General features: G+C 54.7%; 28 protein-coding genes. 9 read left to right on the plus strand and 19 right to left on the minus strand.

What is annotated here, in order from left to right; genetic code table 11:
* Positions 1–6: 6 nt before the first annotated feature.
* From IIA05_08450 to IIA05_08460, 3 genes are read right to left on the minus strand one after another with little or no spacing between them, the layout of a single operon-like run.
* Positions 7–177, minus strand: a complete 171-nt coding sequence (locus IIA05_08450) for an Arc family DNA binding domain-containing protein (protein MCH9027127.1) — start codon at positions 175–177, stop codon at positions 7–9.
* Between the two features lie 46 nt (positions 178–223).
* A complete protein-coding gene (locus tag IIA05_08455; GenBank protein ID MCH9027128.1) occupies positions 224–1,093 on the minus strand; it encodes an SPFH domain-containing protein in 870 nt (289 codons plus the stop codon).
* A gap of 18 nt (positions 1,094–1,111) precedes the next feature.
* Positions 1,112–1,393, minus strand: coding sequence for a hypothetical protein (locus tag IIA05_08460; protein ID MCH9027129.1), 282 nt, complete (start codon positions 1,391–1,393; stop codon positions 1,112–1,114).
* Between IIA05_08460 and IIA05_08465 the strand changes: the two genes are divergently transcribed.
* Positions 1,392–2,198, plus strand: a complete 807-nt coding sequence (locus IIA05_08465) for a 3-keto-5-aminohexanoate cleavage protein (GenBank protein MCH9027130.1) — start codon at positions 1,392–1,394, stop codon at positions 2,196–2,198. The genes IIA05_08460 and IIA05_08465 overlap by 2 nt on opposite strands.
* Positions 2,199–2,270: 72 nt before the next feature.
* Here the strand turns inward: IIA05_08465 and IIA05_08470 are convergent, their stop codons facing one another.
* The 3 genes from IIA05_08470 to IIA05_08480 form a co-directional block, all read right to left on the minus strand.
* Positions 2,271–3,002: an alpha/beta hydrolase gene (locus tag IIA05_08470; GenBank protein ID MCH9027131.1), complete on the minus strand. Its 732-nt coding sequence runs from the start codon at positions 3,000–3,002 to the stop codon at positions 2,271–2,273.
* A 104-nt stretch (positions 3,003–3,106) separates the two neighbouring features.
* Positions 3,107–3,658, minus strand: coding sequence for a DUF2846 domain-containing protein (locus IIA05_08475; protein MCH9027132.1), 552 nt, complete (start codon positions 3,656–3,658; stop codon positions 3,107–3,109).
* A 5-nt stretch (positions 3,659–3,663) separates the two neighbouring features.
* On the minus strand, positions 3,664–4,131 hold the full coding sequence (locus IIA05_08480) for a hypothetical protein (protein MCH9027133.1): 468 nt from the start codon (positions 4,129–4,131) through the stop codon (positions 3,664–3,666).
* A gap of 181 nt (positions 4,132–4,312) precedes the next feature.
* Here IIA05_08480 and IIA05_08485 point away from each other — a divergent pair, with 181 nt between their 5' ends.
* Positions 4,313–5,608 carry an aminopeptidase P family protein gene (locus tag IIA05_08485; GenBank protein ID MCH9027134.1) on the plus strand — a complete coding sequence of 432 codons (1,296 nt, stop codon included), beginning with the start codon at positions 4,313–4,315 and terminating at the stop codon, positions 5,606–5,608.
* 62 nt (positions 5,609–5,670) lie between these two features.
* Here the strand turns inward: IIA05_08485 and IIA05_08490 are convergent, their stop codons facing one another.
* Positions 5,671–6,156, minus strand: coding sequence for an SRPBCC family protein (locus IIA05_08490; GenBank protein MCH9027135.1), 486 nt, complete (start codon positions 6,154–6,156; stop codon positions 5,671–5,673).
* Between the two features lies 1 nt (position 6,157).
* Entirely contained in the window at positions 6,158–6,463 is a 306-nt protein-coding gene (locus IIA05_08495; protein ID MCH9027136.1) for a helix-turn-helix transcriptional regulator, read from the minus strand.
* Between the two features lie 164 nt (positions 6,464–6,627).
* On the opposite strand from IIA05_08495, the gene IIA05_08500 reads away from it, so the two are divergent.
* Positions 6,628–8,538 (plus strand): NAD(P)-binding protein, encoded by a 1,911-nt coding sequence (locus tag IIA05_08500; GenBank protein MCH9027137.1) that lies wholly within the window; start codon positions 6,628–6,630, stop codon positions 8,536–8,538.
* A gap of 16 nt (positions 8,539–8,554) precedes the next feature.
* Here IIA05_08500 and IIA05_08505 read toward each other — a convergent pair whose 3' ends face one another.
* The 3 genes from IIA05_08505 to IIA05_08515 all read right to left on the minus strand — a co-directional run bounded on the left by IIA05_08505 (position 8,555) and on the right by IIA05_08515 (position 10,569).
* The gene (locus IIA05_08505; GenBank protein ID MCH9027138.1) at positions 8,555–9,088 is read right to left on the minus strand and encodes a hypothetical protein; all 534 of its coding nucleotides are present in this window, start codon (positions 9,086–9,088) and stop codon (positions 8,555–8,557) included.
* 212 nt (positions 9,089–9,300) lie between these two features.
* Positions 9,301–9,957 (minus strand): hypothetical protein, encoded by a 657-nt coding sequence (locus tag IIA05_08510; GenBank protein MCH9027139.1) that lies wholly within the window; start codon positions 9,955–9,957, stop codon positions 9,301–9,303.
* Between the two features lie 177 nt (positions 9,958–10,134).
* Positions 10,135–10,569 carry a hypothetical protein gene (locus IIA05_08515; GenBank protein ID MCH9027140.1) on the minus strand — a complete coding sequence of 145 codons (435 nt, stop codon included), beginning with the start codon at positions 10,567–10,569 and terminating at the stop codon, positions 10,135–10,137.
* Between the two features lie 149 nt (positions 10,570–10,718).
* Here IIA05_08515 and IIA05_08520 point away from each other — a divergent pair, with 149 nt between their 5' ends.
* A complete protein-coding gene (locus IIA05_08520) occupies positions 10,719–11,129 on the plus strand; it encodes a hypothetical protein (GenBank protein ID MCH9027141.1) in 411 nt (136 codons plus the stop codon).
* 64 nt (positions 11,130–11,193) lie between these two features.
* A complete protein-coding gene (locus IIA05_08525; protein ID MCH9027142.1) occupies positions 11,194–11,667 on the plus strand; it encodes an isoprenylcysteine carboxylmethyltransferase family protein in 474 nt (157 codons plus the stop codon).
* A gap of 49 nt (positions 11,668–11,716) precedes the next feature.
* Here the strand turns inward: IIA05_08525 and IIA05_08530 are convergent, their stop codons facing one another.
* Genes IIA05_08530 through IIA05_08540 form a run of 3 tightly spaced genes read right to left on the minus strand, consistent with a single transcriptional unit; the run spans position 11,717 to position 15,748 of the window.
* A complete protein-coding gene (locus IIA05_08530; protein ID MCH9027143.1) occupies positions 11,717–14,173 on the minus strand; it encodes an SAM-dependent methyltransferase in 2,457 nt (818 codons plus the stop codon).
* Between the two features lie 41 nt (positions 14,174–14,214).
* Positions 14,215–14,952, minus strand: a complete 738-nt coding sequence (locus tag IIA05_08535) for a protein-L-isoaspartate(D-aspartate) O-methyltransferase (protein ID MCH9027144.1) — start codon at positions 14,950–14,952, stop codon at positions 14,215–14,217.
* Positions 14,921–15,748, minus strand: coding sequence for an alpha/beta hydrolase (locus tag IIA05_08540; protein ID MCH9027145.1), 828 nt, complete (start codon positions 15,746–15,748; stop codon positions 14,921–14,923). The genes IIA05_08535 and IIA05_08540 overlap by 32 nt, the downstream gene beginning before the upstream one ends.
* A 460-nt stretch (positions 15,749–16,208) precedes the next feature.
* On the opposite strand from IIA05_08540, the gene IIA05_08545 reads away from it, so the two are divergent.
* On the plus strand, positions 16,209–16,490 hold the full coding sequence (locus tag IIA05_08545) for a DUF4242 domain-containing protein (GenBank protein ID MCH9027146.1): 282 nt from the start codon (positions 16,209–16,211) through the stop codon (positions 16,488–16,490).
* Between the two features lie 86 nt (positions 16,491–16,576).
* Here IIA05_08545 and IIA05_08550 read toward each other — a convergent pair whose 3' ends face one another.
* Positions 16,577–18,985 carry a TonB-dependent receptor gene (locus IIA05_08550; protein MCH9027147.1) on the minus strand — a complete coding sequence of 803 codons (2,409 nt, stop codon included), beginning with the start codon at positions 18,983–18,985 and terminating at the stop codon, positions 16,577–16,579.
* 214 nt (positions 18,986–19,199) lie between these two features.
* On the opposite strand from IIA05_08550, the gene IIA05_08555 reads away from it, so the two are divergent.
* Both IIA05_08555 and IIA05_08560 read left to right on the plus strand, forming a co-directional pair.
* Positions 19,200–20,066 (plus strand): MurR/RpiR family transcriptional regulator, encoded by an 867-nt coding sequence (locus tag IIA05_08555; GenBank protein MCH9027148.1) that lies wholly within the window; start codon positions 19,200–19,202, stop codon positions 20,064–20,066.
* A gap of 35 nt (positions 20,067–20,101) precedes the next feature.
* A complete protein-coding gene (locus tag IIA05_08560) occupies positions 20,102–21,424 on the plus strand; it encodes an aspartate aminotransferase family protein (GenBank protein ID MCH9027149.1) in 1,323 nt (440 codons plus the stop codon).
* Positions 21,425–21,437: 13 nt separating this feature from the next.
* On the opposite strand, the gene IIA05_08565 is transcribed toward IIA05_08560, so the two are convergent.
* Genes IIA05_08565 through IIA05_08575 form a run of 3 tightly spaced genes read right to left on the minus strand, consistent with a single transcriptional unit; the run spans position 21,438 to position 25,055 of the window.
* On the minus strand, positions 21,438–21,818 hold the full coding sequence (locus IIA05_08565) for a hypothetical protein (protein MCH9027150.1): 381 nt from the start codon (positions 21,816–21,818) through the stop codon (positions 21,438–21,440).
* 19 nt (positions 21,819–21,837) lie between these two features.
* Positions 21,838–22,734, minus strand: a complete 897-nt coding sequence (locus tag IIA05_08570; protein MCH9027151.1) for a kinase — start codon at positions 22,732–22,734, stop codon at positions 21,838–21,840.
* Between the two features lie 20 nt (positions 22,735–22,754).
* Positions 22,755–25,055, minus strand: a complete 2,301-nt coding sequence (locus IIA05_08575) for a winged helix-turn-helix domain-containing protein (protein MCH9027152.1) — start codon at positions 25,053–25,055, stop codon at positions 22,755–22,757.
* A gap of 303 nt (positions 25,056–25,358) precedes the next feature.
* Here IIA05_08575 and IIA05_08580 point away from each other — a divergent pair, with 303 nt between their 5' ends.
* On the plus strand, positions 25,359–26,198 hold the full coding sequence (locus IIA05_08580; GenBank protein ID MCH9027153.1) for a hypothetical protein: 840 nt from the start codon (positions 25,359–25,361) through the stop codon (positions 26,196–26,198).
* A 213-nt stretch (positions 26,199–26,411) separates the two neighbouring features.
* Here IIA05_08580 and IIA05_08585 read toward each other — a convergent pair whose 3' ends face one another.
* Positions 26,412–26,621, minus strand: a complete 210-nt coding sequence (locus IIA05_08585) for a hypothetical protein (GenBank protein ID MCH9027154.1) — start codon at positions 26,619–26,621, stop codon at positions 26,412–26,414.
* Between the last annotated feature and the right edge of the window lie 32 nt (positions 26,622–26,653).

Below are 26,653 nucleotides of genomic sequence, written 5' to 3' on the forward strand. Positions count from 1 at the left end.
CGGTCACTACCCGGAATTTTGACGCTTCCCGGGCAGGCGGCCGGCTTTTCGCAGCGCTTCGCGCAAGACAAATTCGATCTGCGCATTGAGACTGCGCAGATCGTCATTTGCCCAGGCCTGGGTTGCGGCCAGGATTCGTTCATCGACTCGAAGCGCGAACGCTTTGCGTTTACTCATTGCCGGGAAGCCACCTCACAAGCCCGTTCATCCATGGGTCGCTGGTTCAGGTATATAGCGAACCGGTATTGAGCACGGGCTGCGCGTTTTCCTCACCGCAAAGTACGATCAGCAGATTGCTGACCATCGCGGCTTTGCGTTCCTCATCCAGATCGACAATCTTTTCCTCGCTGAGTTGTTCGAGCGCCATCCTCACCATGCCGACCGCACCGCGCACAATCTGGGTACGCGCAGCGATAATGGCGGATGCCTGTTGCCTGCGTAACATGGCATTGGCGATCTCCGGTGCATAGGCCAGGTGGCTGATTCTCGCCTCGATCACGTTGACGCCGGCTTTTTCCAAGCGTGCCTGGATTTCATCGCGCAAGGCATCGGCGATTACCGCCGGGTGGCTGCGCAGTGCCGTGCCTTCACCTTCGTGGGGCTCGTAAGGATAGGTCGTCGACAGGTTTCTCAACGCGGATTCGCTTTGAATATGAACGAACTCCTTGTAGTCATCGACTTCGAAGATAGCCTCGGCCGTATCGAATACTTTCCAGACGACGACGGCCGCGATCTCGATGGGGCTGCCTCGCGAATCGTTGACCTTGAGCTGGCTGCTTTCAAAATTCCGCACCCGCGTCGAAACGGCGGTCTTGTTATAAAAAGGGCTGGCCCAGCGCAGGCCAGGCTCGCGGCTGGTGCCGACATATTTGCCGAATAACTGCAGGACCTTCGCTTCGTTCGGGTGGACCATGAAAAAGCCGAACCACAGAATGAAGGTCGCCAGTGAGACTATTATCAGGGCCACGCCCTGGCCGATCGAGCCTCTGCCGATGGCATTCACAAGCAGGTAACCGAACAGCAATTGCGCCGCCAGTATCAGCCCGATCATCGGGTATCCGGAAGGGACTTTTTTGACAATTTCCGTAATCATGGTTTTACCTCATAGATATCACAATGATATCATTCTGATAGTATAGGGTTCCAAAGTCAAGGCAGGCCATTCCCTGGCGAGCAAGTGATTGTTTTGATTGAGATAAATAAAACTGTCGCAGAGCTGAACTCCGATGGGGGAGGCGCGGATAGACCGGCCAGTTACTGGAAAACGACTTTTTTCTGGTAACCTGCAATACCAGCAAAGCAGGGTTGGAAACACAGATGCGCCACTTTTTTTCAGAAATCCCGGCTGAGCTGTGATCAGCGATTTACAACGTTTTTCCACAAAACGGGTCATGATTATCTCAGCGCCCAATGGTGCGCGGCGAACCACGGCCGATCATCCCGCGCTCCCGGTGACGCCAGGGCAACTCGCAGACACTGCCGCCGAGCTGGTGGAACAGCAGGTATCGGTATTGCACCTGCATGTCCGTGACCAGAATCAACAACACACACTGGATGTCGATTCATACCGGGCGGCGATTTCAGCGATACGCTCGCGAGTTGGAGCACGGTTGATCATCCAAGTTACAACCGAGGCAGTCGGCCTGTACACACCCGATCAACAGATGGATGTTATCAAGGCGCTACGCCCGGAAGCGGTGTCGCTTAGCCTGAGCGAGCTCTGCCCCGACGAAGCTGCGCAGGAATCGGCAGCAAATTTCTTTCACTGGCTGGTGCAGGAAAATATCTGGCCGCAGTTCATTTTGTATTCTCCCGGCGACCTGCTTCGATTCGATGAACTGAGAAAAAATGGAGTCTTAGCAAAGGACCATCCTTTTTGCCTTTTTGTACTCGGCCATTATGCGGACCAGACGGCAGGCGACACGTCCGACCTGGACGCATTCATGGCGACGGTCGATTGCACGGTGTTCCCGTGGGCGGTCTGCTGTTTTGGCGGCAAGGAAAACGAAGTGATGGTTGCCGCGACCGGCCGGGGTGGGCATGTCAGGATTGGTTTTGAGAATAATCTCTGCCTGACCGATGGTCGTGAAGCAAAGAATAACGGCGAACTAATCGTCCAGTACACAAGATCGAGCAAAGATTCGAATAGAAAACCGGCATCAGCCGACGAGGTCAGAGAAGCTTTTGGTCTGAGCTAGTATTAGCTCGGATCAAGGGGTATCAAGATTGAGTTGTGTACAAAAACCAAGCGGGCTCTTCTGAAAAACCATTTACTCGGTGCTCGCAAGGGGGTCATTTCCGGTTGTTGCACTAAATTTGCCATACGACAAAAAATGAATGGTCTGCTTAATAACGCTGGAGTTACTCATCATGAAAGGATGGGTCACCGCCATGGTGACAAATCCAGTCATGCCTTCGACCTTGGTGTTTTCCACGGAGACTTTGCCATCGTCTTCCCCGGGAATCAGCGATGACAGGATCAGGTTGATGCTTCTGGAGCCTGCGATTATGCCCAGCTCGAAATCGACCGGCCCCAACTGCGCAGGCAACGCCGTTTCCTCAGTGCCGAGCTGTTGTCCGGCAGGCCCATTGAGCAATTCAAAGCCCGGCAGGTCCTTCAGTTTGTCGACGGCCTCGCTGCCGGCATTCGGTGGTCCGAGCATGACGACGCGGCCCAATTGATCCAGATCGTTGGTTTGAAAATACTGGCGAACCAGGATCCCACCCAGCGAATGGGTAACGAAATGGATAGAATCGGCAGACTTTTCCCGGCATTGATCGATCCCGTTGGCAACAGCGGTTTTAGCAAGCGCTTCGATCGAATGTTCGCGAGAGGGGTAATCGATATTCGCCACGGTGAATTTCTGATCCTCCAGCGCCGTCTGGAGTTGCTGCATTGAGGCGGATGATCTGGTCAATCCGTGAAGCAAAATGACGCAGTCGCCTGCCGAAACGGAACTGGATATCAATAAAAACAGTGTCGTTGCGCCTGCATTCTTCATCGGACGAAGCAAAATTCGACGGGATATGCTCATAATTGTCCGCTCGCTCGGCTCCTTATCTCATGGCCAGAATATAAGACGCAAAATTACCGTGCAAGTTCGCGTTAGTTTATGTGCTGTGGAGAGACCAATATTTTGGGATATGATTCAGGGCGATCAATTGATTCACAGTAAAACCCGGTTTTGCCTCCCGGTTTTCTGTCATGCCTGACAATCGTGTAAGTCAGGTTTGGGATCGTGTCTGCAGCACGTGCCGTTGAGACCCAGCTAAACCTTGGCTCGACCAGTTTGCGTAGCCTGCTGACCGGTTTGTTCCCCATGTAAAAACCTGGTGGCTGATGCAGCGTATTTTCCACGTAGTATGTCTGGCCGGCCTCAACTTCCAGTTCAAGGCAGGAGAAGTTGTGGACTCCAGGTTCGATATGAGCGAAAAAGAATGAACCCTCTTTGACGGCGCCCAAAAAACTGCCGTTCATGTATACGTGGTAATTTCTGGCGCGATTGTAGTAACTGCCGGCTTTAAAGAAATACACCAGTGCCGCATCGTCCCTGGCTTGTGGTACTTCGTACAGCACCGGGTATTCGACGATCAACTTTGCACACGCGGAAAGGGTGGCGATAAGCGGCGCGGCACAACAAAGAGTCAGTATTCGCATTGGCGTCAATTTCTTTGTACGATCGTGTAGGTTAGATTCGCGATTATCGGTTTGGCAATTTCCGGCGACATCGGGAAAAATACTGAAGCACAAGGGCCAAACGTGTACTCTGGTTCTGAGGCAGAATCGGGGTTCTTGCCAACCTGGTATTCGTAGCCATCACCGACAACCAGGTAGTATGTCTGGCCGGCACGGAGGCCCATTTTCAGACAGCGAAAGTCGTGTATTCCTGGTGCTAGATGCGCGAAAAAGAACGAACCGTCTTTCACTGCGCCCAGGAACTCTCCATTATTGAATACGTGGTGATTTCTGGCGGTATTGTGATAGCTGCTGCGTTTAAAGAAATAGACCAATGCCGCATCGTCTCTGGCTTGTGGCATTTCGTTCAGTACCGGGTATTCGACGATCAATGGTGTACACGCAGAAAGGATGGCAAGAAACGGCGCGGCACATGACAGAGTCAGTAATCGCATTGGCGTCGCTCCCTCGTTTCAACCGGCCGGCCGCGATGCCGGCCGACGATCCGATTATGGGATTAACCCAAATATAGTACAAGAAACACATTTACGCTACAAAATGGCCCGGATCCTATTTATCCGGCTCTTTGGATACACTTAGTCTTCGCTTCACACGGTAACGCCAGGAGAGAATCCTATGCCGATCAGTAAACGCGAATTCCTGAAGATCAGCGGCCTGACCGCGGGTATCGCTGGCCTGTCCGCTGCGGGTCTGACTGCCTGCAGCAGTGCACCAGATGCCGATGATAGCGATGGGCGCGGTACAGGACTGGAATCCATAACCGGCGATGTCCGGCCGATTGGTGTCGGCGAAAGACTATCGAGGATCGCCAAGGCACAGATGCTGATGGTCGATGCGGGGATCGATGCAATCTTGCTTGAACCGGGCTCCGCCATGCTTTATTTCAGTGGTGTCAACTGGCGGCGTAGCGAACGTCTGACCGCGGTGATCATTCCCAGGCGCGGGGAAATCGCGGTTGTCACCCCCTATTTTGAGGAGCCGAGTGTGCGCGAGTCGATGGCTTTTGGCGATGATATCCGGACCTGGCACGAACACGAAAGCCCGTTCGCCCTCGTCGCGGGCATACTCAAGGATCGGGGACTCAATCAAGGGGTGATCGGGCTCGAGGACACTGTGCGCTATTTTGTGGTCAAAGGGGTCAAAAAATCGGTGCGATCGTTCGCAATAACATCAGCGTTGCCGGTCACGCTGGGTTGTCGCATGTACAAATCTGATAATGAAATCGCGCTGATGAAAAAGGCCAGCGAGGTGACTTTGACGGCATTTCGACATGTGTATTCGAGACTGGAGGCGGGGATGACGCCGACCGATGTCAACGCGATGATGTTTGATGCGCAGACGGCGTTGGGCGGGAATAACGTAAGGAACATGGCCTTGTTTGGCGAGGCCAGCGCTTATCCGCATGGCACGGACCAGCCGCAGGAAATCAAAGAAGGGCAGATCGTGCTGATGGATTGCGGTTGTACGGTAGAAGGTTATAAATCGGATATCTCACGCACTTTTGTATTTGGCAGGCCAACAAAACGACAAAGGGAAGTCTGGCAAACCGTTCGCAAGGGGCAGCAAATTGCGTTCGAAACCGCGACTTTGGGTACACCCGCCGGCGCGGTCGATGATGCCGTCCGGGCATACTATGAATCGCTCGGTTACGGCCCGGGTTACCAGACGCCGGGTCTGAGTCATCGTACCGGTCACGGAATCGGCATGGATGGTCACGAAAGCGTCAACTTCGTGCACGGCGAAACCACGCCATTGATGTCCGGCATGTGTTTTTCCAATGAGCCGGGCATCTATATCTATGGCGAATTCGGTGTGCGCCTGGAGGACTGTCTGTACATGACTCTCCGGGGACCGGCATGGTTTACCGTGCCCCCGGACAGCCTCGATGATCCGATCGGCAGGATGGGGTAAAACACCAATCGGCGGTGACTGGCGAGACCCGGATTGTATTCAGTGAATACCCACCGGCATAGTCACGCCGCGCCTTTTTCCTGTTCCGGCGGTTCCTCGTTCCCAGCCAGTGGAAGGGGCTCACCCGTTTCCAGCAGCGATTTCAGACTGCAGATAATTGCGCTCCAGCCCTGGCTGACTTGCTCGTAGGTTTTGCTATCGGCGTCGAAGTCGTCGTGGACGATGCGCAGGCGGCACACGCCCGGCATTGCTTCGATTTCGAAAGTCACGCGCGAATGGGATTCAGCCGCCATATCCTCGTCATACAACGCTCTCCATGTGTACGACAGCAGCTTCGGTTTGTCTGCCGCGAGAATTTTGCCTTCGACGGCGGTACCTCCGTCATTGGCTCGTTTGAAAACAACCGGTGAACCCACCTCCCAATCGGAACTGATTTCCGTGTTGTGAAAATAAAGGCGGGTAAATGCCGCGCTGGTCAGCCCCTCCCAAAGTTTTTCCGGTGTCGTGCGGATGAAGGTTTCATATATGTACTCGGGCTTGTTGCTCATCTTATTTCTCCAGCTTTCGTTTCAGTGCGGATATGGCCGTCAATCGTCTGCGTGCGTATTTTTTCAGCCAGCGCTCGCTGATTTCATGTACCGGCGCAGGATTCAGGTAATGAAGTTTCTCCCGCCCGGACCAATGGATGACGATCAAGCCGGCGTCTTCAAGTATTTGCAGATGCCTGGAAACCGCCTGCCGGCTGAAGCTCGCAATCTCGCACAACTCATTCAATGTTTGGCCATCGTGTGCGAAAAGCTTATCCATAATTTCGCGGCGACTTTGGTTCGCCAGTGCTTTGAATATCTGATCCATCAGGGTCCATAATAGGCAACTAAAAGGTTGCATGTCAAGGCTTGGTCATTTGCCCGTGGGGACAGCCGATGGGCCCATAATGCTCGTGATACACTTTGGCTGGTTCTAGGACTGCAGCAGAGTAGGCCTGGCTTAATATCGCAGCCAGGTATAACGGTAAATAAATGCCTGCCAGGAAGATTCGAAGGTCCGGTCTAAACATTGAAATCACCAGACGCGACTTCCTCGGTGGTGTGTTGATCGGCGCGGGCGCGGCCTTGCTGTCGGCGCCGGCACCGTTGTTCGCCGCCAGGAACCGATCGCAGGGTGTATTCAGCGATCCGTGGACCGGTTATGGCGGTGTCGGGGACTATGCGCGTTCCAACGGCATCACGGCGTCGGTCAGACAGGCCGCGCACTTGATCCGTGACGGCCATGGGCCGGCATTGGCGGGAACAGCCGCGGATACCGGCGAGATATTCGACATGGTCGTGATCGGCGGTGGCTTTGCCGGTCACGCTGCGGCCTTTCAGTTCCACAAAAAATACGGTGCCGATGGCCGTTGCCTGATCCTCGACAACCACCCGATATTCGGCGGCGAGGCCAAACAGAATGAATTCGATGTCGATGGTTACCGGCTATACGGACCGCAGGGTTCAAATGGTTTTATTTTACCCACTGGTCGTGACGGTCTGTCCGATGAGATATGGAAAACTATCGGTATGCCTACCGAGTTTGAGTTCGCTCAACCGGCGTTCGGCAGTTCGGATGTAAAGGTTCCGCTGGACAGCTTCGAAACCATGTACTGGGCCGAACGCAGGTTCGATACCGGTTACTTTTTCAAAGACTCGGGCTGGGTGAAAAACCCGTGGCGCAACAAACTCAAAAATACGCCATGGCCGGAGATTTTCAGAAAGGACATGATTCGTGCGTATGAGGAGCGCAAAAAATATCATGAGGGCGATGGTTTCGATCGTTGGCTCGACAGCATGTCCTACAAGGACTTGCTGGAAAAAGAAATGGGCCTTGACCCGGGCGTTGCCAAATTTGTCGACCCGATCCTGGCGATCAGCAGCTATGGCCTGTCCAGCGATGTGATCTCCGCTTATGCCGCCTTTCTGCTGGCCATGCCGGGCACTACCGCCTATGGATCGTTCGATGTGCTCGATCAAACCCGGGAAGTCAGCCTCAGTTTCCCCGGGGGTAACGCGGGTTATCTGCGGCACATCGTCAGGCACCTGATTCCCGATGTCATCGAAGGCGGCAGGTCATCCGAGGAGACTTTGAACAATGCCGTGAATTTTTCGGCTCTGGACCGGCCCGAAAACACGGTTAGTGAGCGCCTTGAAGCAACGGTGGTTGACGTTCGTCATGAAGGGCCCGTAGATAGCGCCGATTACGTCCGCGTTTGTTATTACCAGGATGGTGAAGTTCGGAGTGTGCGCGCGAAGGCAGCTGTGTTATCTATCGGTGGCTGGGTCGCGCGTAACATCGTCAGCGATATGCCGGACGATATCGCCACGGCTTACGAAGATTTTCATCATGGCCCCGTGCTCGTGGTCAACGTGGCCTTAAGAAACTGGAAATTTCTTGACCGCCTTGGCATCTCCTCGGCGCGTTGGTTCGAAGGTTTTGGCACTTTCTGCTCGATACGCCGTCCGATGATCACCGGCAACAGCCAGCAACCTTTCGACCCGGCCAAACCCACGGTCATGACCTTTTATGTTCCCTTTAATTACGCCGGCCACGGTATCAAGGAGCAGGGCGCATTAGCGCGCAATGAATTGTTGTCGAAGTCTTACTGCCAGTACGAAACCGAAATCCGGCAGCAAATGACCCGAATGTTTGGCTTGGCGGGCTTCGATGACCAGCGCGATATTGCCGGCATCATTCTCAATCGCTGGGGGCATGCTTTTGTTGCGCCGCAACCAGGGTTCTATTTCGGTAAAGACGGGAGGCCTGCACCGAAAGATGTTGTGAAGAAAGGCTTTGGCCGAATTCATTTCGGTCATTCGGAACTGGGTGCGCGGATGAATTACCGCAATGCTATTTCGGAAGGTGGCAGGGCGGCGGACCAGGCGATGGCGGTATTATGATACGCCGATAAAGCGTTTATTTTTCGACAGGTCTTTCGCTTTCGTACCAGACTTTGTCTTCGGAATACAGTTCATCTTCGCTTAGGCCGAGTTTCTTGAGGGTGCCGGCTTTCTCCGCGTGCTCCCGGACCAGCCGTTGGCAGACGTAGTCGAAGTAGGTGTCAGAACCATCGTATTCGTCGATGACTTCAGCGGTAGACCGGCGGTCGCGTTCATGTCTTTTTTCTTCGCCGCTCATCGACGGGATATTTGCCGCTCCCATTTCGGCGCCTCGCCGACGGCCACCGCGTCGGTCAGTGTGGTGTTCGTACCGGCAGTTACAGGTTGCGACATCGCAGTCTTCCAGCGGCAGGGCCGGTGCCTCCTTCGATAGGAAACGAATGCCTTTCAGGGCTCTCGCGGTGACGCAGGAGCTGCGCGACGATTTTATGGTCACGGAATGATATGGGCCGGCCGGCGCTCCCTGTTTCTTGCCTTCCTGGCGAGACTTATCCACCGTCTTGCCGCTGAGAACGGACTGGATGATTCTGAAAACTCCGGTGCTACTCATAGAAAAACTCGATAGTGGATGCCGGGGCTATCCTACAAGACCTTCGACAACGGTCTTGGATGTATTTCACACTTCCCGAACATTATGTAACAAAACCAGCCGACGAATAAAGTTGATTAGGGACAAATACCGGTTTTGATTGATTGTTTCGGACACAAAAAAGCCCGCAAAAGCGGGCTTTTTTGCGTCTTTCTGTCCTTCCTGAATTTCGATCAGAAATTGAAGCTCAGGCCGATGGATACCACCGGATACGCTTTATAGTTGTCCAGCGCATTTTGCAGCTCCACCGTTTCCGCCGCGAGGTCGGCCTGGAAATTCGGGTCCATTGTAATCGGACCGCTGGCGGTCATGCCAACGACAGGTGTTCCTTGCCACAGCACGCCAAGGTCGAAATTCAAGCCGAGGGTATCGGCAATTCGAAAATCGGCGCCGACGCCCAGGTAAGGAGCGGTCTTTTCGAAGGTTACCGCTGCATTGAGCGTGCCAACCTCGGCCCCCGTATAGGTCATGCCACCGATATCATAAGTCGCACTCGACTGGCTGACCAGGTTGACCTCGTTCCCGTTGGAAAATATTCCCGCGGTCAGCCGGAAGGGGCTCATCGGCGCCCGCAAGTTGGCGGTCGCGTAGAAAGTATTCAGGTCCAACTCGGTATCATAGTCGATGCCGGCTTCGGCGCTACTGGTGTCATAGGAATAGTTGTTCAGCCCGGCCCGAAAATCCAGTATCGGGGTCGGTCGCCAGGTCGCTTCGAACCCGATGCCCAACGTGCCGGCTTTCGCACCAAGCCATATGTTGTCGTCCGCTATGGCACTTTGTGTGCCCAGCAGGCCCAGCCCAATCAGGGCAAGCAATATCCGTATTTTCACGCTCGTTCCTCCAGCGCCGCCATCAGGCTGTGCGCAATCGTCCATGACACGTGCAGCCTAGTCCGAGGTGTCGCGACAATATGTGAATCAGGTCACGGAAATGTCTTCAGCGCAAAAAACGCCTGGATTTTGGGAATTCAGGCACCAAAACCGCAGCCAGGAACGCTGCCGGTTAGCCTAAAACGGGCATTCGATAACGGGCGTGAACAACTCCATGCGGCGTGAGACGCGGTCCTCCGCGGGTTCGTCGTCATACACGACAGGTTCGGCCTGACCGATATCCAGCGATGACAACCGCATATTGAGCGTCGCGTATTTCTTCCCATCGCGGGTCAACACCGCACCCACATACACGCCGCACCGGCCGCAAAGCACGAAATCAGTGGTCTTCGTGCCAAAACGATACAACGTCACAAGATCCGGATTGGCTGCCGTTATTTTCACCGTGCCATTTGGGTCTCTTGCGGTTGCGCCCCCATGAGCGGTGCAAAAACTGCACTGGCAATTACGAATGATTAACGATTCCGGCGTAAAGACGGTCCTGAATTGGTAGCTGATATTGCCGCAGTGGCAGGCGCCTTCGATGGTCGCGAGTTTTTGGTCCGTATTCATCGACCTCCAAATATAGCGTATGTGCCGAGGAAAGGCCTGCATGCGCCTGCCCGGGTTGCCTCGTTTTCTCGATTCTTGCGGTGCAGCTTGAACCGGCGAGGACCACGTTCTAGGGTATGTCCACCCATTCGATCCTGGGGAGAAAAACAATGAATACGAAAAGGTTTTGGATGGCCTTTGTGGCTGCTTACCTGGTTTATCATGCGCTTGGATTTCTGATACATGCCATCTGGCTTGATCCGATTTACCAGGACCTGGCGTCGGTCTTCAGGCCGAAAGAGCAAATGGACCAGATGATGTGGATTATCTTCCTACCCAGCGCCGTCTTGACGTTGATGTTCTGTTATATCTTCACCCGTGGTTATGAGAATCGCGGGATCGGCGAGGGTGTTCGTTATGGCCTGTACATGGGGCTGTTTTTCATGGTCGTACAGGCCTATGACGCCTATGTTATTTATCCACTGCCGCATCACCTGGTATTCAAGTGGTTTGTTTCCGGAATAGTGGTGTTTGTCGCCATGGGCACAGTCGTTTCTTTGGTCTATAAGCGCGAAGCATAAGGAAAATGGAGCCCGCCCGACACTCGGTCGGGCGGGCATTTTCCGAGGGTATCCAGGCGAGGCAATGGTGCTGTTTCTCAAAAACCTGGTTTTCACGATAGTCGCGCCGGGTACGGCCGCTTTCTTGATTCCATGGCTGATCGTTGGCGGCAAACGCACGGACCTTGGGTTCATGACCCTGGTATCGAGCTTGTTTTTTATCCTGGGTTCAGCGATCTATTTATGGTGTCTCTGGGATTTCGCGACCGTCGGCCGCGGTACACCTGCACCCATCGACGCTCCCAAAAAACTGGTCACCCGTGGCCTTTATCAGTATTCAAGGAACCCCATGTATGTTGGCGTGCTCATCCTGATCCTGGCATGGGCGGCATCATTCAAGGCCATCATTTTGCTTGTCTATATGCTGATCGTCGGTCTGGCATTTCACAGCTTTGTGGTCCTCTATGAAGAACCCCATCTGCGAAAGCTGTTTGGCGAGTCCTATTTCAATTACTGTGCTCGCGTGCCGCGATGGTTGCCGCGCTTCAAGGCGAAATGAGCGGCTTTTCGCCTCGAATTCTGCACACTCAGCGCGATCATTAACAGGGTCAGGAGCCTGCCGATGGTGATCGAAAAAAGGCGCCGGTGTTGACCACAACGGCTGCCGCCACATACAGCGCAAGGGCCAACAGGATCACTGCCGTAAAGCCAAGCTCAATCGCCAAAAGCGTCCCCAGCGATGCGCTCACGACCGAAGCATAGCCATTGATGCCCCAGGCCCACGGGATAAAATCCGGTGCTTGACCGGCGACCTGGCCAAGACCGATCGGAAAAGGCATGCCCATGCAAAATGCCAATGGCGCGATCATCAGCAGCGCAATCGGTATCTTGATTGCGTCCGGCTGCCCGATAAGACGGTCGAACAATTCAGGCAAGAAAAACAAATAAACCAGGGCAACGGACACGATTCCTGTCACGGCATAGACCACCAGAAAGAGCCTACGACCTCGGTAGCGCCGCACCAGCGTCTGCGAATAGCCGCTGCCCAGCCCGGCGAAGATCAGGAAACCGCTCAGCACAACAGCAACAGAGTAAAGGGGATGACCGAGAAACAGGATGAATTTTTGAATGAAAGCCATTTCCACGAACAAGAAAGCCAGGCCGAGGATAAAGAAATACGCACCCATGCGGGTACCGGCGCCTTTAGGCCAGCGGCGCTTTACGATCCAAAGCGGCAAAAGTATCAGGAGGGCGCCTGCCAGGATTGCCTGAATCAGCGTGGCAACCAGCACCAGATAACCCCATTCGATCAGCCCGGCGCCACCGCGCTTACGCAGCGACATCACTTCAGGCAATGTGCGCCATTTGAAAAAATGGAAAAAATAGGGCTTGTCGTCGGTGGCCGGTTCGATCCGAAATTTATAACGATCAAGATACTCAGCAGCTCCGTGACCTGAAAGCGCCATCGCACCGTCAAACAAAAAAGGCTGATCCAGCAAGTTATAGCGATTTGCTTCGCTGGCGGTCATCGACGGATAAAAGGCGGTATCGAAAGAGTTGGTTTTGCAAAACTCCTTGATGATTTCGATTTCCCGAGCGGAAAAATTGCCGTTTTTCACCAGCATTGTGCTGGTATTCCAGCTCCGGATCAGGACGATACTCTGGGCGGGATCGGCCGCTCCTTCCTGCTTTAGCGCCTCGATCACCGTGGCGAATAACTTCAGGCTGTCTCGGGGTGGCACCTTCAACCATCGCGTGATGGCGAGCATTCCTCCGGGCGCGACACGTTGCAGGAATTCTCCGATGGCCTCGACGGTGTAAAGATAACTTTCATTCAGCGCCTGGACACCCGCTCCGGATGCGGCGAAAGAGTCCAGTAGCGCTATGTGTATCAGATCGTACCGGGCGGCGCGCCTGGCAACGAAAGAGCGGGCCTCGTCGGTGTATACATCGATACGCTCATCGTCGTATAAATGCCCGGCAAAATCGGCATAGGTGTCACCGACCAGCTTGGTCACCAGCGGATTCAGTTCGACAGCGTCAATAGCGCGGGCGCCGTGATAGACGGCAAACAACACGTCGGTACCGCCACCGGCGCCAAGGACCAGAACCCTGGGCCTGTCGAGCAAACGATATGGCAGCGCGGCGGTAATATCATCCATGTACGCGAGTGAATTCAGGTTGCCGTCGAAGCGCGTAATTACGCTCATCGCGTCGCCGTCAGTAAATATCGCGAGTTGCGCGGGGGGTTCAGATTGCGTGTTCAGGCTCAGGCCCGGTGCGTCGCGAAATGGGATGGCCGGACTCTCGACGACGGTCAATAGACCCAGTGGGCTCGAATATTGCCCCAGCACGCGGGCATCGATAACTTGCAGGGCCTGGCTTTGGCCCTTGAACTCGGAGATCCGAAAAGCCGGCCAATTTTGCGGTAAGACCAACAAAAGGCCGATAAAGAAAACGCCCAGCGCAAGCATAAAGCGGTTGCGCGCCGGTGACGCGAGGGCGCGGCCCACCAATGCCGATGCAGCCAACGCGAATACCGCCAGCAGCCGCAGCGTGTTCTGCGGCGACAGCAGAAAAAGCGCCGCGACAACCACCAACGCCCCGGCTCCCGCGCCCAGGAGATCGAAAAAATAAATACGGCTGATGTGTTTCTTCAGGCAAGTGAAAGCGAGGCCGATACAACTGGCCGCGAAAAAAAACGGCACGAAGAACACCAGGTACATTAGCGACAGGTAGAGCAACTGACGCGGATCCCAGACAATCTCCAGCGCATTGAAAGGTACCAACTGCCCCAGCGCAAAACAAATAATCATGGTGACGCTGAAAAGCAAGGCGCTGACGCTGAATGCCAGGGCAAAATGAGGAACTAACAAGCGCTTGCTTAATGCGATAAAAGAGCCGCTCGCGCCATAGCCAAGGAGCGCCAGGCTAATGACCATGTATGCAAAATGATGCCACTGCACGATCGACAGTAATCGCATCAATAGAATTTCATAGCCGATTGCGGCCACCGAAATAAGCGATACAGAGAAAAATACAAAGTGACGGTTGTGTGTTTTCACAAGGTTCGTCCCGGCCCGTGTTTTTCCCGGGTGACTGCCCCCTAATGCTCGCCGGTCAGCGGTACAAATCGGACGGGAATGATTTGCCGCGTTTTCACTTCCCCTGTCTCGGTTTTTTCGATCAACAACAGTTGTTGGGTCAGGAACCTGCCACCGACCGGGATGATCATTCGTCCCCCGCGGCGCAGTTGCCTGACCAGGTATGGCGGCACGTGACTCGCCGCAGCGGTCACCACGATCGCATCGAAGGGGGCATGTTCAGCCCAGCCGTAATACCCATCGCCCAGGCGGGTCGTGACGTTGTCAAAGCCAAGCAGTTGCAGGCGCGCTGCGGCCTGTTTTGCCAGTGGCTTGATTATTTCGATGCTGTAAACGTTTTTTACGAGCGGTGACAGGATTGCCGCCTGATACCCGGAACCGGTGCCGATCTCGAGAACTACATCGTCGCTGCCAGGTTTTATAAGGTCGGTCATCAATGCCACGATATAAGGTTGCGATATGGTCTGGCCAAAACCGATCGGTAGCGGGCGATTTTCATACGCAAAACGTTTTTGTGCCTCGGGAACAAATTCATGACGTTGCACACTGGCCATAGCCTGCATGACACGCTTGTCAAACGCCTGATCACCGGTAAGCCGCGCATATTCTTCGATCTCGGCAACCATGACGGCTCGATCGAGCGCATACTGCGTATCATCTGCGGGTATCCCAAAAGATACGATCGATAGCAGGATGAAAACCGCGGCCTTACTGTGGTAGATTTTTTTGTACAAATTCATTGATTCCGGACAAATAACGATCCCTGCTCAGCAGGAATCCATTGTTGTGGTCGCCCCAGATTTCCAGCAGCGACTTTGGCTCCATTGCCGAGTCGTAAATCGCTTCGGCCATGGTAAATGGAATGATCTCGTCGTCCCGGCTGTGGATCACGAGCAGCGGGCATTGCAGCTGGCTCACGTATAGGCTCACCGGGTATTCCAGCCTGGTGATCAAGCGCACCGGCATAAAAGGGTACAGTTTGCGCGCCATGTCCAGCGCCGAACTGAAGCTGGATTCGATCATCAAGGCCGCTGGCGTGTGTTGGTTTGCCAGCCAGGCAGCTACCGCGCCGCCGAGCGAGCGGCCAAAAACGATGATCCTGTCCGCTGCCACCCCACGGTCGTTGACCAGGTGATGCCAGGCAGCCTCGGCATCGAGATAAGTTCCTTGCTCAGAGGGTTTTCCCTGACTTTGTCCGTAACCACGATAGTCGATGATCAGCGTGTCCAGGCCCAGTTCGCGAAAGATCGCAATGCTGTCGAGGCGGTGGGAAATATTGCCGGCGTTGCCATGCAAGAACAGGATGACCCCGCGGGCTTGTGCTGCCGGTACGTACCAACCGTGCAATTTCAGTCCATCGCTGGTTTCCAGCGTGACATCTTCATAGTCGAATCCGGCATCTTTGGGAGTAGCGGTCAGGGCCCGACCCGGCATATTGGACAGAAACACCATCCTGTCCTGGAAAAAAAACAACATCAGCGCCAGCAAAACATAGAAACTGGCTGCGGCTATCAACAGTGTGAGAAAATCACGCATGCTCGAAAAGGGTTTTGATCCAATTTTGTTCCCGCACGAATCTGGTCTTAGCCTAAATTCGGAATCATTTCTTTGCAACTAATGGCTGGCGCTGACCATTTGCGATTGCCGGGATGGCGACTCGCCCCCGGTCTGCTTTTTCGTGCGATGGAACAAGCTGGCCCGGTCTCGGCCGCGCTGTTCATACATTCCCGCGGTTTTTAAAAAGACCCGGGAACAGGTTGGCAACCAAGACAAAGCTACCGAGCAGAAATCCGCTGACACCGATAAAAACGAATAACTCCGTCAAAATATGGTCATGTGCCGCGCGACGGCTCATCGACGGCGCCAGCAAGCGGCATCCAGCCAGTCGAGCGTGACAGTGGCGAAAGGTGGTGGCTTGAGGCAGGATGACCGCCTGCGGTTTCCAATTCGAATCCTGGAATGCGGGTGACAATAACAACCAATAGGAGGAGTCCAGATGAACCTATATGCTATTTTGCGACGTGATGGTTTCACTGACGGCCCATCGCTTGAAGCAGCGGCCGCCCGTTCAACTGAAGTCGGGGATGACATGCCGGATGATATCCGCTGGATTCGTTCCTATGTGCTGGAGGAAACCAGTGGGGCACTGGGAACCGTTTGTATCTACCAGGCCAGCAGTGAAGAAGCGATACGCCAGCACGCCCAGGCCGCCGGCCTGCCAGTGACCGAGATCATCCCCATTGCCGACACGGTAATAGTCCGACCCGATCCTGAGTAGGAATCGTAAAAGGCCGGTTGCAATGCCATCGCAACCGGCCTTGAGTTTTCAGGCTTTATCGATCGCCTGTATTCGTTAGCAATAATCTAGAAGCTGTAAGTCCCGCGCAGATACCAGGAACCACCTTCGTAGTTCGCGGCGCTTCGACGTGGATATTGCAAGCCAACGCTAAGCCGATTCGAATTAGGCGGACCAATCGTATCGATGAACTCATCGAATATGTTGGAGGCGCCCAACATCAAGCGGACGTTATCATTGACCTGGTAACCCAACTCCATATCAACGTAGATCGTTGAATTTATCTTGGCGCTTGGGTTAACGGCCGCACCGATTCTGCCACGCTCATCCCAATGCTCGCCATAGAAATTCGCTCTGAACAAGTAATTCCACTTTTCGCCAAAATATGTATTGGCCGTCAGCACGAAGCGATTTTCGGGGTAGTTGTTTTCGATGTCTTCGACCAGGCCGTCATTGACCGGATTGACACCATTGATTTGCTTCTGACCCGTTACATCGGTTTTCGTATGCGTATACGCAAAGGTCAGATCGGTGGTGGTGTCGCCATTTGGCCACTCCAGCGCCGAGGTCAGCACCAAATCGATACCGGTATGTTCAACGTCCAGCGCGTTGGTGTAGAACGAAATGGTCTGGGTGGTCATGGGGTCTACCGAAATATCGCCCGTCCGGTAAATGCGGTCATCGACGTCAATCAGATACCAGTCCAGGGTCAGCGTCGTTGTGTCATTGAGGTCAGCGGTAAACCCGATGCTGAAATTAACCGATGTTTCTTCGGTGAGTGCGGTGCCGCCGACTGCTGCGACCAGGGGGTCAGTCGACCGTACCAGACCCTCTTCGACCTGCAATCCGGTCACGCCATCAAACGTAGTGATCGTGGTAGTCACATTGACCTGACCCGGCGTCGGAGCGTGAAACCCGGTCGATATAGAACCGCGGAAAGCGAGGGTATCCGAGGTCCTGTAGCGCGCTGCAATCTTGCCGTTGAGAGTGCTGCCAAAGTCCGAGAAGTCCTCATAACGCAAGGCATACTGCATCAGGAGGGCGTCACTGACATCCTGCTCGACATCCGCATACACGGCAAAGTTGTCGCGAGAAAACTCACCGGCGTCCTCTGGCCTGATTCCCTTCAATCCATTGGCGCCTGCACCCAGGAATGAATTGGGCTCACCCACTTTCGCGGTATAGGTCTCTTCGCGCCATTCAGCGCCAAACCCCAGATTCACAGTATCGTTGAGCGGAATGGAAAAATCGGCGTTCAGATTCAGCTCTTCCTGCTCGTAACCACCCACATCGAAGTCGCGTTGTGGGATATTCAAGCTCGCATCCAGACCCAGATCCTGGTTAATGGTGTTATTCAGGAAATAGTCCAGTTCGTTCTTGCCGTAACCGACGCTGAAGTCATAGTACATACCGTTCGAGAATTCACCTTCTACGCCACCTACTAAACTGAGATCCTTCTGAGCGCCATCGAGAAATGGCGTGTAGCCAGCGGGCAGTCCCACAAAGCCAAGAGCATTCAATGTCGTTATGGTTACATGATCAAAAGTTCGGTAGAAGAAACGATAGCGACCGTCAGTTTCCGCATATCCCAGGCGCGCGTAAACCTCGGCGTCGGTCGCGGTCGGAAATCCAGCATTCAGGAAGAAACGAGTGCCGTCAGAGTACGGGCGACCCCAGGTCTGCAAGAGGGGTGCGTCGCCAAACGGAGCATCCGCGCCAATTTGCGATAATGGAACGCCCATCGCGATCAGAGTGGCCTCATCATTTACGCGCTGGACACCACGCGAGAGAGCATCGTTCTCGAGGTACTCCAGGCTTACATTGACGAATCCATCGTTACCCGCGGGGAATCCAACATTGGCAGAATATTTGACGCTGCTTTCGCCATCATAATATTCGCCGTATTGAACCGATGCCTCGCCGCCGTCTGAAGCGTCCTTCATTACGAAATTGATAACGCCGGCGATCGCGTCAGATCCATACTGTGACGCAGCGCCATCACGCAATACTTCTACGCTCTTGACTGCGATACCGGGAATCATTCCGACATCGACGCCGTGTGCGCCGTTACCGGCAGCGGGCGCAAAAAAGTGCACCAGGGCAGAACGATGTCTGCGCTTGCCATTGACCAGGACCAAAACCTGGTCGGGTGCCGTACCGCGCAAGGAGGTTGGCCGCACGAACGCGCTGCCATCACCGGTTGCCGGGGTTGCCGTATAGGAAGGCACCACCATTCTCAGGTTGTCCGTGAGATCGGCCGCATTTCCCAGCGCGTTAAAATCTTCGCCTGAAATTACGTCGATGGGAACAGTTGAATCCGCTGCGGAACGTGGTTTGGTGCTACGCGTTCCGATGGAAACGACTTCCTCGATCTCGTCGTTGCCGGCCCCATCCTGTGCGACCGCCGTCTGCGTGAAAAACGCCGCACTGGCGAATACAGTTGCCAGGGCCGCAATATGCTGCCATTTAATGGTCATTTTGGTTTTCCCCTTATCGATATATGTCATTTTTATGAGTAACGGACTTATTATTCTACCGGCCATTTTGCCGGGGCAAATTTCTGACAACAAAGTTAACTGATCGCTTCCATTAATGCAACAAATGATTCACTATTATCATCTATAATTCATTTGTATCAAGACATTGTGGTTTACCCGGGGAACCCGAACGATCAAAACTAAATCTCTACCCATGGAACACACCTATTCAGACACAATACGGCGGCTGGTCGATGCGTTTTCCGATTTGACCCCACAACTGCAGACCGCGGCCCGGTATTTACTCGAGCACCCGGAAGACGTTGGCCTGAACTCGATGCGCACCATCGCCAGGGAAGCCGGCGTACAACCCGCAACCATCAGCCGATTGACCAAGGTATTGGGATTTTCCGAGTACAAGCAACTGCGCGAGCCTTTCAGGCAGCGCCTCAGATACCCTGAACCGGAATATGCATCAGGCGTGCTCGATGTCCAGCGTCGGGGCATTGATGACACGCGGGCTTTATTTGAAGACGTCCGCGCCCAGGATCTCGAGAATATTCAACGCACTCTCGCCGATGACCAGTATCCGATCCTCGTGGAAGCGGTCGAAACCTTGCGAGCAAGCCGCCGGGTATATGTACTCGGTTTGCGTGGAGCCTTCTCGCCTGCATTTCTGTTCCATTATGCCTACCAGTTATTCCGTGACAACAGTCAATTGCTGGACGCCAGCGCCGGAATTTTTGCGGACCAGTTGCGCGGCATCGGTGCCGACGACAGCATGCTGGTTGTCTCGTTTCCACCCTACACGCGGTTGACGATCGACGCAGTCGGCTACGCGGCGGAAGCGGGCGCGAAGATTATCGCCATAACGGACAGCGACGTTTCGCCGGCCGCGCTGGCGGCGACGCATACGATTGTCAGCTACCACAATTCGCCGTCTTTCTATCAGTCGTTTACCGGTGCGCTCGCCGTCAGCCAGGCGCTTATTACACTGCTGGTCTCCAAGACGGGCGTCGATGCGCTGAAGATCGTCCAGGAAGCCGAGCAACAGTTGTCCCGGATTAGCGCTTACTGGTGACCAACAAGGGCCAGTTACAGGAATAACAAGAATAAATGAGTCACGTGCTACACAGAAGTTTGTTATGCGATCCGCCGCTCGCCGTTCGCGGTGATGGCCTTTATATTATTGATGATACGGGTAGCCGGTATCTCGACGCCTGCGGCGGCGCGGCCGTCTCCATCCTGGGGCACAATAACGAAAAAGTCATCGAGGCGATTCGGCGACAAGCCGAAACGCTGCCGTACGCGCATACAGCGTTTTTCAGCACCGCGGTACTCGAAGAGCTGGCCGACACGCTGGTCGCGGATGCGCCCGGCATGGACAAAGTCCTGTTCGTGTCAGGCGGTTCGGAAGCCGTCGAAGCTGCCCTGAAACTGTCGCGCCAGTATTTTGTCGAGATTGGTGAAGCCAAGCGGCATCTCTTTATCGCGCGCGAACAAAGCTATCATGGCAATACGCTGGGGGCCCTTGGCGTGGGCGGTAATCAGTTGCGCCGACGCCTGTTTGCACCGTTGCTCAAACAAGGGAATTATATTTCACCGTGTTTTGAATATCGCGGGCGAAACGCCGATGAAAACCGCGAGGCATATGGGCTGCGGGTTGCCGATGAGCTTGAGGCGAAGATACTGGAGCTTGGCCCGGTCAATGTAGCGGGCTTTATCGTGGAAACAGTGGCGGGAGCTACAATCGGCGCCGTCCCCGCCGTTCCCGGTTACTTCGCCAGAATTCGCGAAATCTGCAATCGATATGGCATCCATCTGATTCTCGACGAGGTCATGTGCGGCACCGGGCGGACCGGCAGTTTGTTTGCCTATGAACAGGAAGGCATCGTGCCGGACATGGTCACGCTCGCCAAGGGTCTTGCCGCCGGCTATCAACCGATTGGCGCCTTATTGACCCAAGGCTACCTGAGCGAATCGATCAAGACCGGCAGCGGCTTTTTTCAGCATGGCCACACGTTTATGGGTCACGCGACAGCCGTCGCGGCAGCGCTGGCTACGCTACGCGTCATCAACGATGATAAGTTGCTTGAAAATGTCACGGCTCGTGGCGCGTCATTGAAGAACAAATTGCAGACGGCACTCGGTGGCCATGCCCACGTTGGCGACATTCGCGGCCGCGGGCTGTTAATCGGTATCGAACTGGTGAAAGATCGCGTTAGCAAGGAACCATTCGACCCCGATCTCAAATTACATCAACAGGTTCAGATGCAGGCCATGCGTGAGGGCTTGCTTTGCTATGGCATGGGCGGGACGGTTGATGGCCGGCTGGGCAACCATATACTGATCGCGCCGCCATATACGATTGAAGAGCGCCACGAAGACGAGATCGTCAGCCGGCTGGTGGCTGCCGTGGCGGCCGCGATGCCGATATAGGAACCTGCCGGTCTTAGGGTTGCTTGTTCGACAGAAACCACTCTCGCGCTGCATCGATGTCACGGAAGATGCGCCGCTCGCGCGGAGCGATCTCTTCTGCGTACACTCCATACATCCGGGCCAGACCGTATTCAAGGTCGCGTTCGACGACCAGGCTGATGCGCTTCGCGAACCGGGGAAGGTGCGGAGCAAGAAAGCGAGCGATTGATTTCAAGTCTTCGGCACTAAGTTTGGAGAAATCGCACCGCCGGTAGTCAAAGATCGAATCCATGCCGTCGACGTAGTCGGGGTGTGCGAGCAGGGCCTCGATAGCGCTTTCAATTTCAGGAACGCTCGATGCTTCACCGACATCGACCACCGCTATCGCTGACTCGAGGTCTATTTGAATATCCATACCTGCGGAAACGCGCCTTTCAATTGGATCGATTCAGGTAACAACTTCGCCTGCAATCATGATTATAGTCCAGTTCCAGAACAACATCGGCGGTTTCAGGGAGGGCGACCAGGTTTTCTCTCGTCAAGCGCTCATAATGCTGCATAAAGCGGGCTACCTGTTCGCTGCCCATAATACCTTCGTCATCGGTGGGTGTAATCACGGCAAGTTTCCGTTCTTGCTCGAGACGCCAGCGGTATACGGCGCCCAGATTCGGTGCGCGTAAAAAAATCAGCGCGTCCAGTTGCACGAACAAATCGGCATAACTTCCATGGAGTTGGTCATTGACATAGCGACGCCATTCCCCAGACGTGTCTTCCTGGCGCTCCAGCAGATTGACCGGCTGGGATAAGGCGTCGTTCGATTGTGGTTTGCCGCCGACGCACCAGCCTTCGAGAATGATCAGATCGACCGGTCCGGTGACAACGGGCCAGGCATCAGGGTTCGCGCGATCGTCCCGCGCCTTGTCGAAGCGCGGCAACGATAAGCTGGTTTCTGCATCAAGATTTCTGAGTTTCTCAACGCAGGCTGCAAGCATTGTCATATCATGAGTACCGGGAACGCCCCGGGTTGCCAGCAATGGGTGAATACGCTTGCCTAATTCTCCGCGCTCTGCCTTGGTCAGATAAAAGTCATCGATCGACAAGACCGCCACGCGCCAGCCGGCATTCGATTCAAGCGCGAGTCGCAGGAAGGCCGCGAGCGTCGATTTTCCAGTGCCCTGTGCTCCATTGATTCCAAGAAACAGTGTCTTCCGAGGCCGGTGCTGTTGTATCACCCACCTCGCCAGGGGTGAATAGTGTGCGTCGATCAAGTCGCGAAACTTATCGGGTAGTCGATGCTCGGCAATAAATTTCTTCTGTTGCTGATTCGTCAGCACGCGGAAAACAGCTCTTTTCAATTCTCGGCCTCGGCCAGGCGAAGGCGCTCGCGCATCTCGTCGATGCGCCCTGTCATGTCGGCAATAATTTGCCTGAACTCGGGTGTATCGTGTAACGAGACCAGGTTTGGATCCAGTTCGGTATACCACGCATGGATCCATCCGGCATTGACTGCCTGCCGAAGAGCGGTCAGGGACTGATCCGGGTCTCCCTCGATCGCGTGGATCGAAGCGAGAAGATAATAGATGCCCGCTGGTACGCGCTCGCGCTCTATTTCCTTGCTGACCAACGCGCGAAGTTGCTCGAGTAGCCCACGAGCCCGAACCACGTTGTTGTCTTTCAGGTATAGGTGCGCTGCGCTCACCACAGGCAAGACTGCAGATGCAAGTGCGCCAGGGACGTTCATGGCTTCGATGATTTCAGGTCCACAGCATTCCGCTGCAGACACATCTGCATTGCTTTTCGTGGCCAGCGTATGTACTTGTTCGTATGCGCGCAGGGCATGCGAGTCATGGCCGATGACCATTTCATAAAGCGCGATGCGGGCGAGCCGCCCGGGGTGGTCGAGTTCTTCTTCCGCCCACGTGTGGAGCACCGTTCCAGCTAGGTCGTAGTCGCGCCGTGCAATCGATGAACCCGCGCGCTCGTGCATCAGTACCCAGGCAGGGGGTTTCGATTCAGCGAGACGCTCTACCCAGCGGTCCGCCGCTGCATGATCGTTCAGTGAGCGATAGCACGAGACGAGTAATTTGAGAGCGGACCAGTCCGCATCAGGACCTCTTCGATCGGCGTACTCCCTGAGCAGCAACACGGCACGATCCAGTTTTCCGGATTCTATGAGGTTGATGGAAAATACCAGATAGGCCAGATGAAAATCCGGATCGATGCCGATGGCCCTGCGAAAGTGCTCTTCAGCGGTCGCTTGGTCGGCACCTGCATAGTACTTGCCCAGGTTCATCTGGATGAGTGGCGATTGCGGATCCAGCTCGGCCGCCATTTTCACCATCGTTACGGCCTCCTCATCACGCTCCATGCGCTGCAGCGTGGACCCATACCATTGGTATGCCATCGCATAGTTGGGATTTAGCTCGATGGCACGCAGGAACGCTGCTTCGGCTCTTTCCCAGTCCTCGTGCGACAAACGAGCCAGACCCATCGCAGCCCACACTTCTGCTTCCTGATCGTCAATAGCCAGCGCCTCCCTGGCGGCGGCTTGAGCCAGAGTTTTGAAATCCTGACCCGAGTACGAGGTCAGTAGGCTATAGGCCATGGCCAGGCCGGCATAGGCGCGAGTAAAATCCAGGTCGATCTCGATCGCCTGTTTGAAATGGGCGATCGATTGCTCCAGGTCGTCTGTCGTGCGATAGCGCTGGTAATACCGGCCCAGCAAATAGAACTCAAAGGCATCGATGTCCGCAGTGGCAGCCTCCAGGCCTTCGATGAAGCGGTCGCTGAGTGGCGGCGTCTGAAATACCTGGGCCACCGCCAATGCAATGTCCCGCTGGATGGCAATCAGATCCGTCGCGTCGCGATCAAAGGATTTCGACCAAAGATGAAAGCCGTCACTGACGCTGACCAATTGGGCTGTAATGTGTATGCGGCCGCCGAGCTTGCGCACGCTGCCTTCGAGCACCGTGTCAACATTAAGCTTTTCGCCAATGGTCTGGATGTCGACATCCTTGTCCGCGAAGCGGAACGCCGACGTGCGCGCGGCAACTTTCAAACCCGGGACGTTCGATAGCGCATGGATCAACTCTTCGGAAATGCCGTCGCCCAGGAATTTCTGGCTTTGATCGTCGCTCATATCGACGAAGGGCAGGACCGCGATGGATTTGGGCACGATCTTTGCCGATGATGACTCCTGCTTGTCTTGCTGTTGCCAGGCCATAAAAGTCGCACCGACAAGCAAAACCGCGATTGTAAGCGCGGTGGCGAAGCCCGGCCGTCGGCGCCACACAGGTATCGATTCATTCTGCTCCTCGCCATGCAGAAACTCGACCGGTGCCAGGAGCCGATAGCCCTTCCTTGGAATGGTCTCGATATAGCGAGCGTGGTGGGGGTCGTCTTCCAGGACGGTGCGCAACCGGTGAATCCGCTGGTAAACCGCATCGTCCCCGACCACGCGCTCGTTCCACACGGCTGCGGTCAGTTCGTTGCCTGAGATCACCTGACCGGCTCGGCGGGCCAGGTAAACCAGCACTGCCATGGCCTTCGGCTCGATCGTGACGCTGTTGCCATTGCGCTCGAGGCGGTCGAGCGCGGGCGTCACCGTCCATTGACCGACGGTGAACTGATTCGCTTTGGCGCTTTGAACCATCACAAGCCCTCTTGCCCCATCTTCACAGTATAGACCCTCAGTCGACTCGTAAGTCATTGATTATGTGATATCAATTGGTCTGCTCCAGCGGTCCAGATTGCCAGGTCGATCAGCCTGTCAGACAAATTTAAGAAAAATTTAAGGTTTCCTTAAGGACTTCTTGACCTCACACGCAGTATTAAAGGGTGGACGGAATCCGCGCTCCTTCGCCGGCATCCATTAGGTGTTGCCGGAAGGTCAAGGGAATGAACGTTCGAAATCCGTCACGGCTGCCGATTTTTCTTGTAATGAGGGGTGAACTCCATGATCCACACAGATACGAAAATATTGAGCCTGGCTGCAGCGTTGTTGCTGTGTTTTGGCACCTACGCCCTGGCCGCTCCGCCGGAGGGTAAGGGCAAGCCTCCCAAGGGCAACCAGCCGGTTGATGCCACCGCGGAGTTTAGCGGAGACATCATGTCTAGTGGACTTGTGGACGGGCGCCTGCAGGGGGAACTTGTCGATAACGGCGGCTTCGACACGATGAAAGGGCAATTACTCAGCGGTGAGGAGATTACCATTGGCGGTGATGCCGGTGGGGCTCTCCAGTATTTTGCAGGTATTCCTCCAGATGTTCTTCCAGCGGATCCACCGGTTCTTCCAGCGGCCGGTGTAGATGTCCAGTATCGAATGGTCACTTTTGACGTGGATAGCGGAGTCACCTGGACAATCCGTCTCGATCGCGACAAGGAGCCCCCGAATCGGGTGCAGTTCAAAATGAGATGGCTCAACGTAGATGGATTCGAACGCCATCTGCGGATCGGCTGGGTGGTCCAGGCCTACGAAGATGAAATATACCCGCTGCCCGACAGTGAATACGGAGAGGTTGCCGATGGCGATACTTCGCTGGAATCCGCGACGGTTACGTTCGACGCGGATTTCTTCAGGATCGATGGGGACGTTGTAGTACCCAGCAAAGGGAAGAAGACGAAGACCGAGCAAGAGGTCTTCTCGCAATACGGCGAGTTATACGATGCCACCGTTGCACCTTGGTGCGCAATGGGAGGAACTTTGGGAGAATTATTAGATCCAGATTCCAGCGAAACCATTTACCCTTGTCGAGAATCGACCACGATTCAGACAGCCTTGGTTACTACTGACTAACCGATTGTTGCGCCGGGCACACCGAAAGCATGCCGAACGCGCACCGGTGTTGCTGCGCGCGCGCCCGGTGGTCTTGAGGTCCTTCGGGGAGTCTTCTGTGGCTTCTCGGAGGAAGTGAGGACCCGTGGCTTGCCGTCCCTGTCTGTCGGCAGGTTTGGCTTTTTCATTTTTTCAGCTGTCGCTCTGAAGTAGTGCAAATCACGCAGCGTCTTTTCAGGTTACTTTTCCGAGAGCGCGATTGAAATCATCCTCGGAAACCTGACGAAACGAATATTTGTAACCAAAGTATACGGCCATCCCGTAAAACAGTACGTCGATAATCTCGAACGTCGATGCCAGCAACTCGTAAGTGATTGCAAAATCCAGTTGCACCAGTATGTCCATGAACGACATTCCTTCGCTAACGGAAATGAAATAGGTCATCGTCAGAACCTTGCCGACGACGCAACCGACCA

The organism is Pseudomonadota bacterium (genome assembly GCA_022572885.1).
Lineage (GTDB): Bacteria > Pseudomonadota > Gammaproteobacteria > Steroidobacterales > MnTg04 > MnTg04.